Genomic DNA, 15,416 nt, shown 5'->3' on the forward strand with positions numbered 1-15,416 from the left:
AGACGGGTGTCAGTGTACGGCCGGCCGGGCCGCGTGGCGTCCGGCGGCGTGCCGGAGCCTCACCGGCCGAGTACCGGCCGGCACTCCGCGACGCCGGACAGCTCGATGTCGGCGCGCCGCCGGGGTGCCCATTCGTCCCGGGTCAGCCGCCAGCGCAGCAGGGGCCCGGCCACGCCGCGGCGGGTGGCCCAGGCGGTGCCGTTGCGGGTGTACCCGAGTGCCTCGGACACCCGGTTCGACGCGTGGTTGTCGGCGAACGCCTCGCTGGCCGCCTCGCGTGCGTCGAGGCCGTCGAACGCGAGCTGGAGGATCGCGGCGCGGGCCTCCCGGCCCACGCCGCGGCCGCGGGCCTCCGGAGCCACCCAGGAGAACGACGTCACGGTCCCGACCGCGGCGAAGTCGACGCCGATCAGGTCCTGCATGCCGACCGGCTCGCCGTCGACGCAGATCACGAAGTACAACCGCCAGAACGAGGCATCGACCCGGGACCGGCCCGCCCAGATGGCCCGCATCCAGCGCCACTCCCGGTCGGGACTGTCGGCGTAGAGCGACATCGGGTCGTCGAACGGCGCCGGCTCGCCGTCGGTGACCACGCCGGCCCGGACCACCGGCACGAGGCGCTCCAGAAGGTCGTCGGTGGCCGCGGCGAGGGTCAGTCGCGGGGTACGGACGGCCAGGTTCAGCGGGGGATACGTGGACGGCACGGCCGCACCGTACCCGCGGCCGGCCGGCGTGCGCAGCGAATTAGCCGGCGGCGGACCGGGCCGCCGGTGGTGTCACCGCCGCGGCGCGGGTGCGGCCGTGCTCTCCCGGATCACCAGGGAGGTGGACAGCTCGATCCGGTCCTGTTCCGGGCGGCGGCCGTCCGCCAGGCACAGCACGAGGTCCGCGGCGGTCATCCCCATCTTCCGCAACGGCTGCCGGACCGTGGTCAGCTGCGGGCCCACCCACTGCCCGAGCGGCAGGTCGTCGAAGCCGACCACGCTCAGATCCTCGGGCACGCGCAGGCCGGCGCCGCGGGCCGCCTCGTACGCCCCCAGCGCCTGCAGGTCGTTCGCGGTGAAGATCGCGGTGGGTGGGTCGGGGAGCGCCAGCAGGGCCGCGGCCTCGGCGAGACCGTGGTGCATGTAGAGCGGCGCGGTGCGGATCAGGTCCGGGTCCGGTGCGATACCCGCCGCGTCCAGGGCGGCGCGGTATCCGTCCAGCCGGGCCCGGCAGCACAGCAGCTCGGCCGGCCCGTTGATCATGCCGATGCGCCGGTGGCCCAGGTCGATCAGGTGCCGGCCGGCGACCAGGCCGCCGTTCCAGTTGGTGGCACCGACCGACGGCGTGTCGTGGGTCGGCTCGCCGGACGGATCGAGCACCACCAGGGGGATCGCCCGGCTGGCCAGTTGCCCGGTCTGCTGCCGGGTCAGGTTGGCGGAGACCGCGACGACGCCGGTGGGCCGGCGGGCCAGCACGTCGCGCGTCCACGCCTCGTCGGGGACGAGTTGTCCGTGCATCTCGCTGACCGCGACGGCGAGTCCGCGCGACCGCGCCACCTGGGAGATGCCGTGAATGATCTCCAGGGCCCACGGGCTGTCCAGCACCTGGAACACCACCTCGATGACCGGCGTCGCCGGCTCGGTCTGCTCCTGGCGCTGGTATCCGTGTTCCTGGATGACGTGTTCGATCCGTTGTCGCGTCGCGGCGGCGACCCCGGCCCGTCCGTTGAGCACCTTCGAGACGGTGGGGGGTGAGACGCCGGCCAGGTGGGCGATCCGGGCCACGGTCAGTCCACCCTGACGGTTCACTTCCGGGGTCCGGGAATCGGTGGTCGTCACGATCGCAGCTTATGTGACCTTCGTCGATGGACTCACCGGGCGCCGTCCGCGCATGTTTCTTTCGAACGAACGACTATTGACGAGTATCAATCGGTAACCCATGATGCAAGGGAACTCTTCAGCTGCAGGAATGCCTGTTCGGACATCGAAAACGATCGAAGCCACGTCGCTCACCCTCGCCGATCCCGTCAGCTGGACACGACGCGATCGTTCGACTTTCCGAAACGTTGCGGCCACGGCTGCGGGTCGGCACACCCACCTCGTCCAGACCGGGAGACAGTATGAGTCGCCGATGGAAAACCAGCCGGTGCATGATCGCCGCCGCCACCCTGCTGCTCGGCGCGGTCGTGGTCGGCACCGCGTCCTCCTCGTCCGCCGCCGCCGCGGACCCGTCGACGAAGTATCTGGGGATCTTCCGCGAGAGCAGCCCGACCGACGTCCCCGCCGGCACGGCCGGCCGCTACGGCGTGACGCCGGCGAGCGTCCAGTGGTTCGACAGCTGGGCCACCGGCAACGCCTTCAACTCGGCCGCGGCCCGGACGTTGTGGAGCCAGGGCATCGTCCCGCACTTCACCTGGGAACCGTGGAACACGGCGCTGAGCGTCAGCGACCCCAACCAGATCCACCTCCAGGACATCGTCGGGGGCCGGTGGGACAGCTACATCCGGGCCCGCGGCGCCGAGTTCGCCGCGGTCGGCGGTCCGCTCATGGTGCGCTGGGGCCACGAGTTCAACGGCAACTGGTACCCGTGGGGCATCGTCAACAACAACAGCGACCCGTCCCTGTACGTCCGCGCCTACCGGCACGTCCACGACCTCGTCGTCGCGGCGGGCGCGACCAACGTGCAGTGGATCTGGTGCTTCAACAACGGCTCCACCCCGGACGCGCCCTACAACGACCCCGCCCGGTCCTATCCGGGCGACGGGTACGTCGACTGGGTCGCCATCGACGGCTACAACTGGGGTGTGGCCCCGTCCTGGGACCCGGCCGGCAATTACTGGACCAGCTTCGACACCATGTTCGCGGGCGCCTACCAGAAGGCCCGTGCCATCGCGCCGCGCCGCCCGGTGATGATCGCCGAGACCGCCTCCAGCGAGGACGGCGGAAACAAGGCACAGTGGATCAGCGACACGTCCGCCAGCCTGCAGTCGGGCCGGTACCCGGATCTGAAGAGCGTCCTCTACTTCGATCAGGACAAGGAGGAGCGTTGGTCCGGCACGTCGTCGTCCACCGCACAGGCCGCCTTTCGGACCTGGGTCAACCAGCCGTTCATGCGGGGGACCGGGACCGACATGGCGCAGGTGGCGGCGCAGTACCGGGAGGGCACGCCGCCCACTTCCGAGCCACCCGCTTCCCAGCCGCCCACCTCTGCGCCGCCCCCCTCTGAGCCGCCCGCTCCGGAGCCGCCGGCCGGGGCCTGCTCGGCGACCTACCGGACCGTCAACTCCTGGTCCGGAGGCTTCGAGGGCCAGGTGACCGTCACCGCCGGCCCGGCCGCGATCAGTGGCTGGACGGCGCGCTGGGCGCTGCCCGGCGGTCACCGGATCGGCCAGGTGTGGAACGGCACGCTCGTAGCCGGCGAATCCACCGCAGCCGTACGGAACGTCGGCTGGAACGGTTCGCTCGGTCCGCGCGGCTCGACGACGTTCGGCTTCATCGCCACCGGCTCGCCGTCGGCACCGGCCGTCGCCTGTACCAGTCCCTGACCCCCGGGACGGACGGGATCAGGCCCCCGGGCGGTCGTGGCGCTCGATCGCCCGGGCGATCTCCACCCTGGAGTTGACGGCCAGTTTGTGGAACACGCTCCGGATGTGCGCCTCCACCGTCTTGGTGCTCAGGTACAGCTCCGCGGCGATCTCCGCGTTGGTGCGCCGATCCGTCACCAGCCGCGCGACCTGCCGCTCCCGCTCGGTCAGGGCGGCCAGACCGGTACGGCTACCGTCCCCGCGTGCGGTCCGGTGGTGGACCCGCCGGTGACCGAGCCGGCGGAGCCGGCGTTCGGCCTCGGCGAGGCGCCGCGGGGCTCCGCACCGGTCGTACACCGCACAGACCTGCTGCAGCTGCCGGACCGCCTGCTCCGGATCGCCGGCCTCGGCGAGCGCACGCGCGGCGAGCTGCCGGGCGCCCGCGGCTTCCAGGACGGCGCCGATGGCCTCGGCCGTCCGCGCGGCGGCCAGCGCCAGCTCGGCGGCGTCCCGGGGACGCGCCGTGTGCAGGGCGACCGCGGCCGCGGCGCGGTCGGCCACCACCCGGGCGGCGACCGACCCGGAGTCCTGCGCGTACGCCCGGGCCCGCGCGGCCGCGTCCGCCGCGTCGGGCACCCGGCCCAGGGCGATCCGGCAGCGGGTCAGCAGCTCGAAGGCGGCGGGCCGGGTCGGACCGGGGACCAGCGGCAACCCGTCGCCGCCCAGCTCGGTGACCAGGAGCTGCTCGGCCGGCGCCGGATCGCCCGCCGCCACCAGGGCGGCGGCGAGCGCGACCCGGGCCCACACGGCCGGCAGCGCGGTCGGCGTGCCCAGAGCCTCGACGCAGGCCTCCGCCGCGCCGCGGGCGGTGGCGTCGTCGCCGCGGGCCGCCGCCAGGGTGGAGCGGGCGAGCAGGGCCCAGCCCGCCATGGACGGGTTCCCGTGGATGCGGGCGACGTCCACGGCCTCGTCGACCACGGTGGCGGCGTCGGACAGCCGGCCCAGCGCGGTCCAGACCGTGCCGGCCCAGTAGAGCACGGGCACGTGGTGCGGGGAGCCGAGGTTCTGCGCGACGCCCATGGCCCGGTCGGCGTGGCGGCCGGCGGCCCGGAGCTGACCGGCGAACAGCTCACCGGCGGCGAGCCGGGCGGCCATCGGGATCGGCGAGTGCCCGATCTCGTCGTCGCTCAGGGCGTCGATCAGCGCGGCGGCAGCGGTGCACGCCGGCGCCGCGTCGGCCTGAGCCCCGGTGAGCGCAGCGCCCAGGGCGAGCCCCGCGGCGGCCTCCGCGAGCATGCGGCGGTCGCCCAGGCGTTCGGCGGCGGCACCGGCCCGCCGTGACCACTCGACCGCCGGCCCGTACTCGAGGCGGAACACGTGATCCTGGGCGATCGCGTTCATCAGCCGCACCGACACGGCCGGATCGGCCTCGCCGGCCCGGTCGAGCGCCTCCCGGAGCCGCCGATGTGCGGCGTCGTAGTGGCCGAGAGCATGCTCGATGCGCGCGCAGTCGGCGATCACCGGAACCTCCGCGGGCCGGATCTCGATGGCCCGCACCAGCGCCGAACGGGCCTCGGCGAGGTGGCCGGCCGCCCCCAGCGCGCGACCCAGCGCGGTCCACAGCGCGGCGGCGTCGGGCCGCGGCCCGACGCCGCCGGCCGGGACGGACCCGCTGCCGTCATCGGGCAGCAGATCCACCGCGGCGCGGTACCAGCGGGCCGCCTCGCCGGGCGCCCGCCGGACCACCGCGTCACCCGCCTCCCGCAGCAGCGCGATCGCGGCCGGATCGCCCCGGCGGGCACTCTGCGCGACGTGGTAGGCGCGCCCGGCCGGCGGGACACCGCCGGCCGCCAGTGCCCCGGCGACGCGCTCGTGCGCACCGACCCGCCAGGCCCGGGGTGCCGCGTCGTGGACGGCGCGGCGCACCAGCGGATGCCGGAACCGGAAACGGCGCGGCGCCTCGGTCGGCCGGACCAGATCCCGGGACTGCAGCAGGTCGAGCGCCTCGGCCACGGCCGCCTCGGACAGCTCGGCGGCCGCGACGACCGACTCGAGGACGAACGGATCGCCGGCCACCGCGGCGCCCTCCAGGACGCGGCGGGTGTCCCGGTCGAGCAGCGCGAGTTCGTCCGACATCGCGGTCGTCACCGTCGGCGGCACCTCGTCGCCGGGTGGCCGGGCCGCGGCGGCCGCCGCCGGATCGCGCCGGGTCCGGGCCAGCTGTCCCAGGTAGAACGGGTTGCCGCCGCTCTCCGCGTGCAGCGCCGCGGCGTCCGCGCCGTCCACGTCGGCACCCAGCAGCCGGTGCGCCTCCGGCAGGCTCAACGGGCCGAGCTCCAACCGGGTCACCAGGCCCGCGGCCCGTGCCCGCTCCAGCCCGGCGGCCAGCCGGCCTCCGGTCTGCCGAGGGCGCGTGGCCAGCCCGATCAGCACCGGGGCCACCGGCGGCCGGCGCAGCAGCGCGCAGATCAGCTCCGCCGAGCCGGAGTCCGCCCAGTGCAGATCGTCCAGCAGCAGCGTCACGGGGCCGGCGGCGGCGAGCACCTCCAGCAGCCGGCGCACGGCCCGATGGGTCCGGTACCGCGGATCGCCGCGCGCCGGTGCGGTGCCGGGCGCCGCCGGCCAGGACGGCAGCACCTCGGCGAGGTCGGCGCCGAGGTCGTCGTCCAGGCCGGCCAGGCGGTCCGGACCGGCCGCGCGGAGGTACTCGTCGAGCGCGTCGACGAACAACCAGAACGGCAGGTCCTGCTCGAACTCGGAGGCGCTCGCGCGGAGCACGAGCAGGCCGCTCGCGGCGGCTCGCGCGCCCAGCTCGGCCAGCAGCCGGCTCTTGCCGATGCCCGGCTCGCCGGCCAGCAGCACGACGGCCGGCCGGCCGGACGCGAGCGCGCTCAGCGCCGTGTCGAACGTGTCCAGTTCGGCGCCCCGCCCGACCAGGCTGCGACCGTGCTCCGCCACCGGTAAGCCCCCTCCCCGCAGAGCATGCCCTCCGGCGGGCCCGCGGACCAGGGTACGGCTGAGGGTCGCACCCCGATGTCGGCCGGCCCGGGCGCCGCCAGGCTCGTCGATGGGCCCCAGGTACCGCCCATCCGCCGCCGACCCGACCGGGAGAACACCGTGACGACCGACCAGATCCGACCCCCCGCCCCGCCGAGCCGGACCGACGTGGTGATCGTCGGCGCCGGGCCGACCGGGCTGACGCTGGCCTGCGCGCTGGCCGCCCGGGGCATCGACCACGTGCTCATCGACGCCACCGGCCAGGGCGGCAACACCTCCCGGGCCGCCGTCATCCACGCCCGTACCCTCGAGGTTCTCGACGACCTCGGGGTGACCGGCGAACTGTGCCGGCGTGGTGTCGTCGTACCCCGGTTCACCATCCGCGACCGCGACCGGACCCTGTTGCACGTGCCGTTCGACGGTCTGCCCACCCGGTTCCCGTACACCCTGATGCTGCCGCAGAACATCACCGAGCAGATCCTCGGCGAACGCCTCACCGCCGACGGCGGGACGGTGCACCGGCGGCACCGGCTGACCGGCATCGAGAACGACGACGACGGCGTCGTCGCGACCGTCGCCGGGCCCGGTGGCACCACGCACCGGGTCCACGCCCGGTACGTGGCCGGCTGCGACGGCATGCACAGCGCGGTACGGGACCGGACCGGCATCGGCTTCACCGGCGACCGCTACGGGCAGTCGTTCGTGCTGGCCGACGTGCGGATGGCCTGGTCGCTTCCGCGCGACACGGTGAGCCTGTTCTTCTCGCCGGCCGGCCTCGTCGTGGTGGCACCCCTGCCCGGGGACCGGTACCGCGTCGTGGCCACCCTCGACGACGCACCCGAGCAGCCGGGCCTCGCCGACCTGCAGAACCTGCTGGACGCCCGGGGCCCGCGCCGGGCTCCCGCCACGGTGACCGAGGTGCTCTGGAGTTCCCGGTTCCGGGTCCACCACCGGCTGGCCGACCGCTACCGGCGCGGATCGGTGTTCCTCGCCGGAGACGCGGCACACGTGCACAGCCCGGCCGGCGGCCAGGGCATGAACACCGGGATCCAGGACGCCATGGTGCTGGCCCGGCTGCTGGCCGACGCGGTCACGGCGCCGCCCGGAACGGTGGACCTGGACGCGTACCAGGCTCGGCGGCGGCCGGTGGCGGCCGGCGTCGTCGCCATGACGGACCGGCTCACCCGTGCGGCCACCGTCCGCAATCCGGTGGCCCGCCGGCTCCGCAACGCGGCGCTCAGCCTGGCCGGCCGGTCCGCGACCGTGCGGCACCGGCTCGCCCTGAACCTCTCGGAACTCTCCGTCGACGCCGGTGCGACCCGTCCGGCTCCCCGCTCGGCCGCGGACCTCAGCACCTGAGCGCCTCAGCACCGGGAGGACACCCATGTCCCGCTTCCGCGCCTTCGTCCGTACCCGTCGCCTGCTCGCCTTCTTCGCCCTCGCCTGCGTCCTGACCTGGGCGCCCGTGCCGTGGAGAAGCTATTTCCCCACCGGGGCCCTGATCGCCGCGCTGGCCGTCGCCGACGCCGCCCGCGCGGCGGTCCTGAACCTGGTGCTGTGGTGCGCCTTCGCGGTCATCCTGCTGGTGGCGTACCGCAGGTTCTGGACCTCGCCGGTCACTTCCAGGTGTATCCGGCAAGGCTGACCGGAAGCTCGGCGGCACCGGGCAGACCGCGCACGACGATGCCGGCGTACCGTCCGTTGCCGCCGGTGCGCACGCAGAGCTGATCTCCCTTCGCCAGCTCCCGGAAGGACACCCGCTCGCGCCATGCCGTGACCCGCTGGCACTTCCGTTCCGACAGGCCGGAGTGCGCGTCCACCACGGCCAGGTCCGCGCCGTTGCGCGCGGCGAGGCCGTCGGTGTCGCGCCACAGGTCCGAACGGGAGTCACGGACCCGCCATTCCTCCATGTACGCCGACCGGGGCTCGTCGCCACCCGCCGGCCCGCTCAGGAGCATGCCCCCGTGGCAGGAGTACACCGTCGGCTCGGCGGTCGGGCAGACCACCCTGGCGTACTCCGGGGGCGGCGGTGTGGTGGTCGCGGGCGCCGTCGGGACGGGCGTGCGCTCGGGCGGCGGGGAGAGGGTGCCCTGGCGCCGGCGCGGCCCGTCGTCCGCAACGAAGCGGTTGCCGTTCCCCGATCCCGGCCCCCGGTACTCCGGTGGCGTCGTCACCTGAGTGCGGGCCCGGGCGCTGGTGGACGGGGTGGGCGGGGAGGAGGACGGCGGGGTGGACGCGGAAGGTGCCGGGACCGGTGTCTCGCCGGCCTTCGATGAAGAGGTCCAGATGGCGAAGGCCACGGTGCCGGCGACCATTCCGATGAGGACGATCGCCACGATCGCGACCACCCCGGCGCGGGACTCGGTCCCGCCGATTCGGCTGAACGGGTACGCCACGGTGCCCGACGAGCCGTGCCGGCCGGTGCCGCCCGGTTCGGTTGCCTCGCGCGCGGTGTCGTTCTCGGCCACGGCGTGCCCCCGGGCAGGAAGAAGAAGCGGGACGAGCAGGGCGGCCAGCGCGATCACGGCACCGATCGCGCTGCCCAGCTTGTCGGCCCGGTCCGCACCGACGTGGAAGAAGTAGGCCGCCAGGCCCAGGACGGCGACTCCGGCGACAGCGGCGGCCGCCCGGCCCGGCGGCGACCGCCGGCGCACCGGCGCGGACGGTCCGTCGTCACTCATCGAGCCGGTCTCGTCATCGCCGTCCCGCGACAGACGTTCGGGAGGTGCCGACTCATGCCTACCTCGCATCCTCGACGGTGACGCCACCAGCGCATGGACAACGCCGGTCGCGGCGACCCGGTTACGGGCCTCGCCCGTCCGGGTCACCGCGCGGCCGGCCGAGGGTGCGCGGGCGCTCCGCTCCGCCGGGAGGACGGTCAGCGGGGCGGGATCTTCTCCCGGGAGACGGCCTCCACCAGGTTGTCGGCGAAGGCGTCGGGATCACGGGTACGCACGTATGTCGCGACCGCGTCGTAGAAGCCCTCCTGGAAGCGCGGGCTCATCGCCTCGCCGTGGGCCACCGACAGCAGCACCGGGGACGCCCAGAAGCTGGCCGAGGCGTTGCGCTGGTACGGCGGCAGCGTACTGACGTCGACGTTGCGCCAGACCGGCACCGAGCCCTTCGCCTGGTTGAACGCCAGCTGGGTGGCCGGGTCGCCGATGTCGCCGAGGAACGTCAGCGCGTTGCGGGCGTTGCCGGCCCTGGTGGCGGCGACGAAGACGTCGACGACCGCGAGGAAACCGTCCTGGGTGCCCGGGAACGGCACGGCTCCGAAGCCGGTGCCCTCGGTGGCGCCACCGGCGATCAGCTCGCCGTACACCGAGTCGTTCATGGACAGGTACCCGCATCCGCCGGTGGCCAGCCGTTTCGCGGCCGCGTCCCAGGTCTGCCCGCCCGCCTCCGGGTCGGCGTAGGTGAGTACCGTGCCGAACGTGGCGAGCGCGGTGTCCACCGGCCGGCCGCGCCAGTCCAGCTCGTCCGCGACCATCCGCTGCCAGCCGTCGGTGCCGAGCGAGCCGAGCAGGATGTTCTCGAACAGTTCGACGGTGGTGAACGGGTCCCTGCCGCCGAGGCAGAGGGCGGTGGCGCCGGACGCCTTCACCTTCGCCAGGTCGGCCAGGAAGGTGGCGAGCGGGTAGCCGGCCGCGGGCGGGGTGACGCCGGCCCTGCGGAGCACCTCGGTGTTGAACCACAGCACGTTGCTGCGGTGGGCGCCGGTCGGTACCCCGTACGGCTTGCCGTCGCGCTGCAGGGACGCCAGGACGGTGGGGTGCATCGTCGCGCGCAGGTTGCGGCCGTCGAAGACCGAGGTGAGGTCCCGGACGGCGCCGCGTTCGGCGTACCCCTGGACGGATTTGCCGTTGAAGGTCTGCCAGACGTCGGGTGGGTCGCCGTTCTGCAGGCGACGGGCGAGTTCCACCACGGCCTGCGATCCGGCGCCGCCGGTGACCGCGCCGTTGACCACCTCGGCGTCGGGGGCGGTGCGGCGGAACGCGGCGAGCAGCGTCTCCAGCGCGGCCGCCTCGGAGCCGGACGTCCACCAGGACACCACCTCCAGCTGCCTGGTCTCGGTCGCCGTGCTGGTGGGTTCCGCGGAACCGCAGGCGCCGGCGGCCAGCGTCAGGACCGCGGTGGCCGCGGCGGCGAGGCGCCGGGCGGTCATGCCGGGCTCCCGGCGGGCGTGCCGGACCCGGCCCGGAGGTCGTACAGCGCGTAGAGCCCGACGACGGCGAAGCAGACCGCCGGGACGATGAACGAGATGGCCGCGCTCGTGGCGTCCACCAGCGCGCCCTGCACCAGCGGCAGGATCGCGCCGCCCACGATCGCCATGACCAGGCCCGCGGCGCCGAACTTCGTCGCCGGGCCCAGGCCCTTGAGCGCCACGCCGTAGATCGTCGGGAACATCAGCGACAGACAGAACGAGAGGGCGACCACCGCGATGACTCCGGCCAGGTTGGGGCTCACCATCGCGAAGACGCAGAGCCCGACGGCGAGGAAGGCGAGGATGGCGAGGACCGTGGTGGCGCGCACGCGCCCGATCACCCAGGTCATCAGGAAGCGCGAGCCGAGGAAGACCAGCAGGCTGAGCTGGAGGTAGAAGCCGCCCTTCTCCAGGCTGCCGCCGAGCGCCTGCTGCACGTACTGGATCAGGAAGGTCCACGCGCACACCTGCGCCGCGACGTTGAAGAACTGGGCGATCACCCCGTAGCGGTACCGCTTGGTGTGCCACAGCACCCGGAACAGCCCGGCGGTGCCGCCGGCGTGCGGACCGGCGTCGGGGAACTCCTCGACGATCGGCGGCGCCTTCTGGCTGGCGATGGCGATCGCGATGAAAATCAACAGGAACGCCAGACCGAGGTACGGGCCCATGACGGCGCCGAGTTCGCCGGCCCGGATCGTCTGCAGCTGCGCCGGGGACAGCGTTGCGATGTCCACCGGATCGGACAGCTTGGGCAGGATCAGGGTGGAGGCGAGCAGCACGCCGATGTTCGTACCGACGGGGTTGAACGCCTGGGCGAAGTTGAGCCGCCGGGTCGCGGTCTGTTCCGGGCCGAGCGAGAGGACGTACGGATTGGCGGAGGTCTCCAGGATCGAGCAGCCGGCCGCGATCGCGAACAGCGCCAGCAGGAACGCCTCGTACGTCATGATCTTGCTGGCCGGGTAGAACGCGAACGCGCCGGCCGCGGCCAGCAGCAGTCCGGTGAGGATGCCGGTCTTGTAGCCGAAGCGCTGGTTGAGGAACGCGGCCGGCAGGGCCAGCAGGAAGTACGCGCCGAAGTACGCCAGCTGCACCAGCGACGCCTGGAAGGTGCTCATGTCGAAGATGCGCTGGAAGCCCGCCACCATCGGGGTGGTCAGGTCCTGCGCGATGCCCCAGGCGGTGAAGCAGCTGATCAGGGCGATGAAGAGCAGGAGCCGTCCGCGGGCCAGGAGCGGCGGGCTCTTGCCGGGCTGTGTCTCGGCGGTGACCGAGACCGGTGCGGCGCTGGCCATCTGCGCTCCTCGGGGAGTTGCACGCGGGCGTTCATCGCGCCTTATCGATGAATTCGGAAGGTAACCCATCCACTACACAGAGCCAAGTGGAGGGCGGGGCCGCCGCGGCGAACCCGCGCCTTCTGAAAAAACGTCGTCCCGGGGTGCGTCTGCCACCAAGTTGACTGACCAGGTGGCAATTCCGTCCTACCCTCGGCCCATCGAGTTCCGCCGATCAGCGGAGGGGATGGCGTGAGGCAGCCGACGGCGCGCTACCAGAACCTGCTCATGGACAGCGCCCGCTGGAGGGAGGTGGAGTTCCGCGACGGCGACATCGTGATCTCCACGCCACCCAAGTGCGGCACCACCTGGACGCAGATGATCTGTGCGCTCCTGATCTTCCAGTCCGTGGACTTCCCCGCCCCGCTGGACCAGATGTCGCTCTGGCCGGACATGCTGACCCGGCGCCAGGACGACATTCTGGGCGCTCTGCGGCGGCAGCGGCACCGGCGGTTCATCAAGACCCACACCCCGCTCGACGGCCTGCCGTTCGACGAGCGGGTCACCTACCTCTGCGTGGGCCGGGACCCGCGCGACGCCGCCATCTCCTGGGACCACCACACCGCCAACGCGGACATGGACAAGGTGATGGCCATGCGTGCCGAGGCGGTCGGCCCGGTGCCGCCGGGCGGGGACCTGCCGGCGGCACCGGAGTCGCTGCGCGACCGGTTCTGGGCCTGGGTCGACGACGACGACGTCCTCATCGGCCTGGCCCCGATGCTCCGGCACCTGTCGCAGTTCTGGGCCGAGCGGCACCGGGCCAACGTGGTGCTGCTGCACTACGACGACCTGCGCACCGACCTGCCCGGGCAGATGCGTGCGCTCGCCGCGCGCCTGCACATCGAGGTGGCGGAGGAGCGGTGGCCCGAACTGGTCCGGGCCGCCACCTTCGACTACATGCGCGGCCGGGCCCGGCAGTACGCACCGGACCTGGCCATCTGGCGCGACCCGGACCGCTTCTTCCACCGCGGCTCCACCGGACAGTGGCGGGACCTGCTGGACGCCGACGACCTGCGGCGGTATCAGAAGCGGGTGGCCGAGCTGGCGGAGGCCGACCTGGCCGCCTGGGTGCACCGCGGGCTGACGGCCGACTGAGCCCTACCGGGTCGCCGGCGTGACGCCGAAGTCCCGCCACGCCGTGCCGAAGTCCTGGAAGCCGAGCCGGGCACCGGCGACGCGGGTGGTGGTGCCCTTGGCGATCAGCCGCCCACTGCCGGAGACGGCGTAGACCGGTCCGCCGCTGTCGCCGGGCCGGGCCGCGGTCTGGCCGTTGGTCTGCTCGGCCTCGACGAGGTCCTCCCGGTCGGCGTAGAAGAACAGCACCTTGAGGTTGCAGACCGGCCCGCCGACCTGCCGGGAACTGGTGACGCCGGACTGGCAGAGATACTCGCCGACGAACGTCCACCCCCAGCCCTCCACCGCCGTCATGGCGTTGTCGGCCGGGCCGCCCACGTAGACCAGTCCGTCGACGCCGGTGGTGGGTACGAGTGCCACGTCGTGGTCCTGGTGGCGCGGTCCCACGGTGCCGATGAACTCGCCGCGGGCGTCCTGGATCCGGTGGCCGGACTGTCCGCAGTGCGCCGCGGTCAGCAGGTAGCTGGTGCCGCCCGAGCGCACCCCGAAGCCCGCGGTGCAGGCGGTCGACTGGTTCGTGTTCACGATCGTCGCGCCGCCCTTCCACGGTGCCTGGTCGTCGTCCCGGCTGACCGGCCGCAGGGGTTCCTCGGCCACCACCCGGACCGGCACCCCGGCGTCGGCGAGGGCGGTGACGGCCGGCGTCCGGCCGTCCGGCCGGACGCCGGCGACCAGGCCGCTGCCGTCCGGGCCCAGCTTGATGCTGTGCACCGCGGTGCCGCCGCGCCCGCTCCGAATCCGCGCGGCGGCGGCCCGGAGTTCGGCGAGGGTGTGTGCGGCCGGCCGCAGGCGGATCGGCGCGATGCCGGACGCCCGGGCCACCACGGTGGCCATCGCGGCGGGGACCGGGCCCTTCCACCACAGTGCCACGTGACCGTCGGCGAGCGTGATGCCCGCGTACCCGGGGTGCCGGTGGCGTTCGATCTCCCAGCGGAGCTGGGTGGCCGCCGCCACGAGCGGTCGCTGCCGGTGCATCCGGGCCTGGTCGGCGGCGGACAGCCCGGCCCGGTCGAGCGGACCGGCGGCGGGGACGGCGGCCCGGTCGAACCGGCCGGGTTCGGGGACGGCGGCCCGGTCGAACCGGCCGGGTTCGGGGACGGCGGCCCGGTCGAACCGGCCGGGTTCGGGGACGGCGGCCCGGACGGGACTGCCGGAGAGGGGCGCGCCCAGGGTGAGGGCGACGGCGGTGACGAGGACGGTGCGGACGGGTCGTGACAACGATGTCAGCACATCGATCAACTCCTTCGGTCAGTCGGGGGATCCTGGGGGAGGCGATTGACGAAAATCGATGTACCGAGCAGGTTACCTCTTATAAAACAAAGTTTCCAGATAGCTCCTCGTGGACGTATCCGCACCCTCTGTCGGTGTTGCGCGCCCTGCCTACCGTGCGCCGAATGATCTTGACGCCGTTGCGCCGAACCCTGGTCGCCGTCGCCGCCGTCTGCGTGCTGCCGGTGGGTGCCTGTCACACCGACCGGACGACCGCCGCCCCGGTGCCGCCCCCCGGCCGGTCCGCCGCGGCGTCCCACGCCCCGGCCACCACCCCGCCGGTGGCCGTGCGCCCGGTCGGCTGGTCGCTCGACGACGTACCGCGTTTCCCGCCCGCGCCCGCACCCGAGCCGATCAGCCTGCCCGCCGGCCGGACCGTGCCCTACCTGTCCCGGCTGCCGGTGCAGCAGCCGGTCGCGTTCCTGACCATCGACGACGGGCACATCAAGTCGCCGGAAGCGGTGAAACTGCTGGCCGCCGCGCGGGTGCCGGTCACCCTGTTCCTCACCGTCGACGCCATCAGCGACGACGTCCCGTACTTCGCCCGCCTGCAGAAACACGGTGCCGTGGTGGAGGCGCACACGATCACCCACACCGAGTTGCGGGGGAAGTCCTACCAGCGGCAGCGGCACGAGATCTGCGGCTCGGCGGACCGGCTCGCCCAGTGGTACGGGCGCCGGCCGGTGCTGTTCCGTCCGCCGTACGGCACCAAGGACGCCACCACCCTGCGCGCCGCCAAGGACTGCGGCATGCGTGCCGCCTTCATGTGGAAGCAGACCGTGCACAAGGGCAAAGTGCGCTACCAGGAGGGGCACCGTGTCCAGCGTGGGGACATCATCCTGATGCACTTCCGGAAGGACTTCGTGAAGGACTTCCTCGGCGCGCTGAAGGCGATCAAGAAGGCCGGCCTCACCCCGGCCCTGCTCGAGGACTACGTCCCGACACCGTGACACGCGCCCCGCGGGCCCGTTCG

General features: G+C 73.6%; 12 protein-coding genes. 5 read left to right on the plus strand and 7 right to left on the minus strand.

The annotated features are described in order from the left end of the window. Positions 1-59: 59 nt before the first annotated feature. Together LDL48_RS02850 and LDL48_RS02855 are read right to left on the minus strand one after the other, a co-directional pair. Positions 60-704, minus strand: a complete 645-nt coding sequence (locus LDL48_RS02850; protein ID WP_225253372.1) for a GNAT family N-acetyltransferase — start codon at positions 702-704, stop codon at positions 60-62. 72 nt (positions 705-776) lie between these two features. After that, positions 777-1,823, minus strand: coding sequence for a LacI family DNA-binding transcriptional regulator (locus tag LDL48_RS02855; protein WP_225253373.1), 1,047 nt, complete (start codon positions 1,821-1,823; stop codon positions 777-779). A gap of 281 nt (positions 1,824-2,104) precedes the next feature. On the opposite strand from LDL48_RS02855, the gene LDL48_RS02860 reads away from it, so the two are divergent. Beyond that, positions 2,105-3,529, plus strand: coding sequence for a cellulose binding domain-containing protein (locus LDL48_RS02860; protein WP_225253374.1), 1,425 nt, complete (start codon positions 2,105-2,107; stop codon positions 3,527-3,529). Between the two features lie 18 nt (positions 3,530-3,547). Here LDL48_RS02860 and LDL48_RS02865 read toward each other — a convergent pair whose 3' ends face one another. Next, the gene (locus LDL48_RS02865) at positions 3,548-6,466 is read right to left on the minus strand and encodes a helix-turn-helix transcriptional regulator (RefSeq protein ID WP_225253375.1); all 2,919 of its coding nucleotides are present in this window, start codon (positions 6,464-6,466) and stop codon (positions 3,548-3,550) included. Positions 6,467-6,625: 159 nt separating this feature from the next. Here LDL48_RS02865 and LDL48_RS02870 point away from each other — a divergent pair, with 159 nt between their 5' ends. Together LDL48_RS02870 and LDL48_RS02875 are read left to right on the plus strand one after the other, a co-directional pair. Then, complete coding sequence (locus tag LDL48_RS02870) at positions 6,626-7,864, plus strand: FAD-dependent oxidoreductase (RefSeq protein WP_225253376.1); 1,239 nt, start codon at positions 6,626-6,628, stop codon at positions 7,862-7,864. 25 nt (positions 7,865-7,889) lie between these two features. Then, positions 7,890-8,150, plus strand: a complete 261-nt coding sequence (locus LDL48_RS02875) for a hypothetical protein (RefSeq protein WP_225253377.1) — start codon at positions 7,890-7,892, stop codon at positions 8,148-8,150. Here the strand turns inward: LDL48_RS02875 and LDL48_RS02880 are convergent. The 3 genes from LDL48_RS02880 to fucP form a co-directional block, all read right to left on the minus strand. Continuing rightward, positions 8,122-9,186, minus strand: a complete 1,065-nt coding sequence (locus tag LDL48_RS02880; RefSeq protein WP_225253378.1) for a hypothetical protein — start codon at positions 9,184-9,186, stop codon at positions 8,122-8,124. The genes LDL48_RS02875 and LDL48_RS02880 overlap by 29 nt on opposite strands. Positions 9,187-9,383: 197 nt before the next feature. Then, a complete protein-coding gene (locus LDL48_RS02885; protein WP_225253379.1) occupies positions 9,384-10,670 on the minus strand; it encodes an ABC transporter substrate-binding protein in 1,287 nt (428 codons plus the stop codon). Continuing rightward, on the minus strand, positions 10,667-12,001 hold the full coding sequence (fucP, locus tag LDL48_RS02890) for an L-fucose:H+ symporter permease (RefSeq protein ID WP_225253380.1): 1,335 nt from the start codon (positions 11,999-12,001) through the stop codon (positions 10,667-10,669). The genes LDL48_RS02885 and fucP overlap by 4 nt, the downstream gene beginning before the upstream one ends. A gap of 231 nt (positions 12,002-12,232) precedes the next feature. Between fucP and LDL48_RS02895 the strand changes: the two genes are divergently transcribed. After that, positions 12,233-13,135 carry a sulfotransferase domain-containing protein gene (locus tag LDL48_RS02895; protein ID WP_225253381.1) on the plus strand — a complete coding sequence of 301 codons (903 nt, stop codon included), beginning with the start codon at positions 12,233-12,235 and terminating at the stop codon, positions 13,133-13,135. 3 nt (positions 13,136-13,138) lie between these two features. On the opposite strand, the gene LDL48_RS02900 is transcribed toward LDL48_RS02895, so the two are convergent. Next, positions 13,139-14,392 (minus strand): chymotrypsin family serine protease, encoded by a 1,254-nt coding sequence (locus tag LDL48_RS02900; protein ID WP_225253382.1) that lies wholly within the window; start codon positions 14,390-14,392, stop codon positions 13,139-13,141. Between the two features lie 176 nt (positions 14,393-14,568). Between LDL48_RS02900 and LDL48_RS02905 the strand changes: the two genes are divergently transcribed. After that, entirely contained in the window at positions 14,569-15,393 is an 825-nt protein-coding gene (locus LDL48_RS02905; protein WP_225253383.1) for a polysaccharide deacetylase family protein, read from the plus strand. The last annotated feature ends 23 nt before the right edge of the window (positions 15,394-15,416 follow it).

The sequence above is a fragment of the Jidongwangia harbinensis genome (assembly GCF_020216025.1).
GTDB classification, from domain to species: Bacteria; Actinomycetota; Actinomycetes; order Mycobacteriales; family Micromonosporaceae; genus Actinoplanes; species Actinoplanes harbinensis.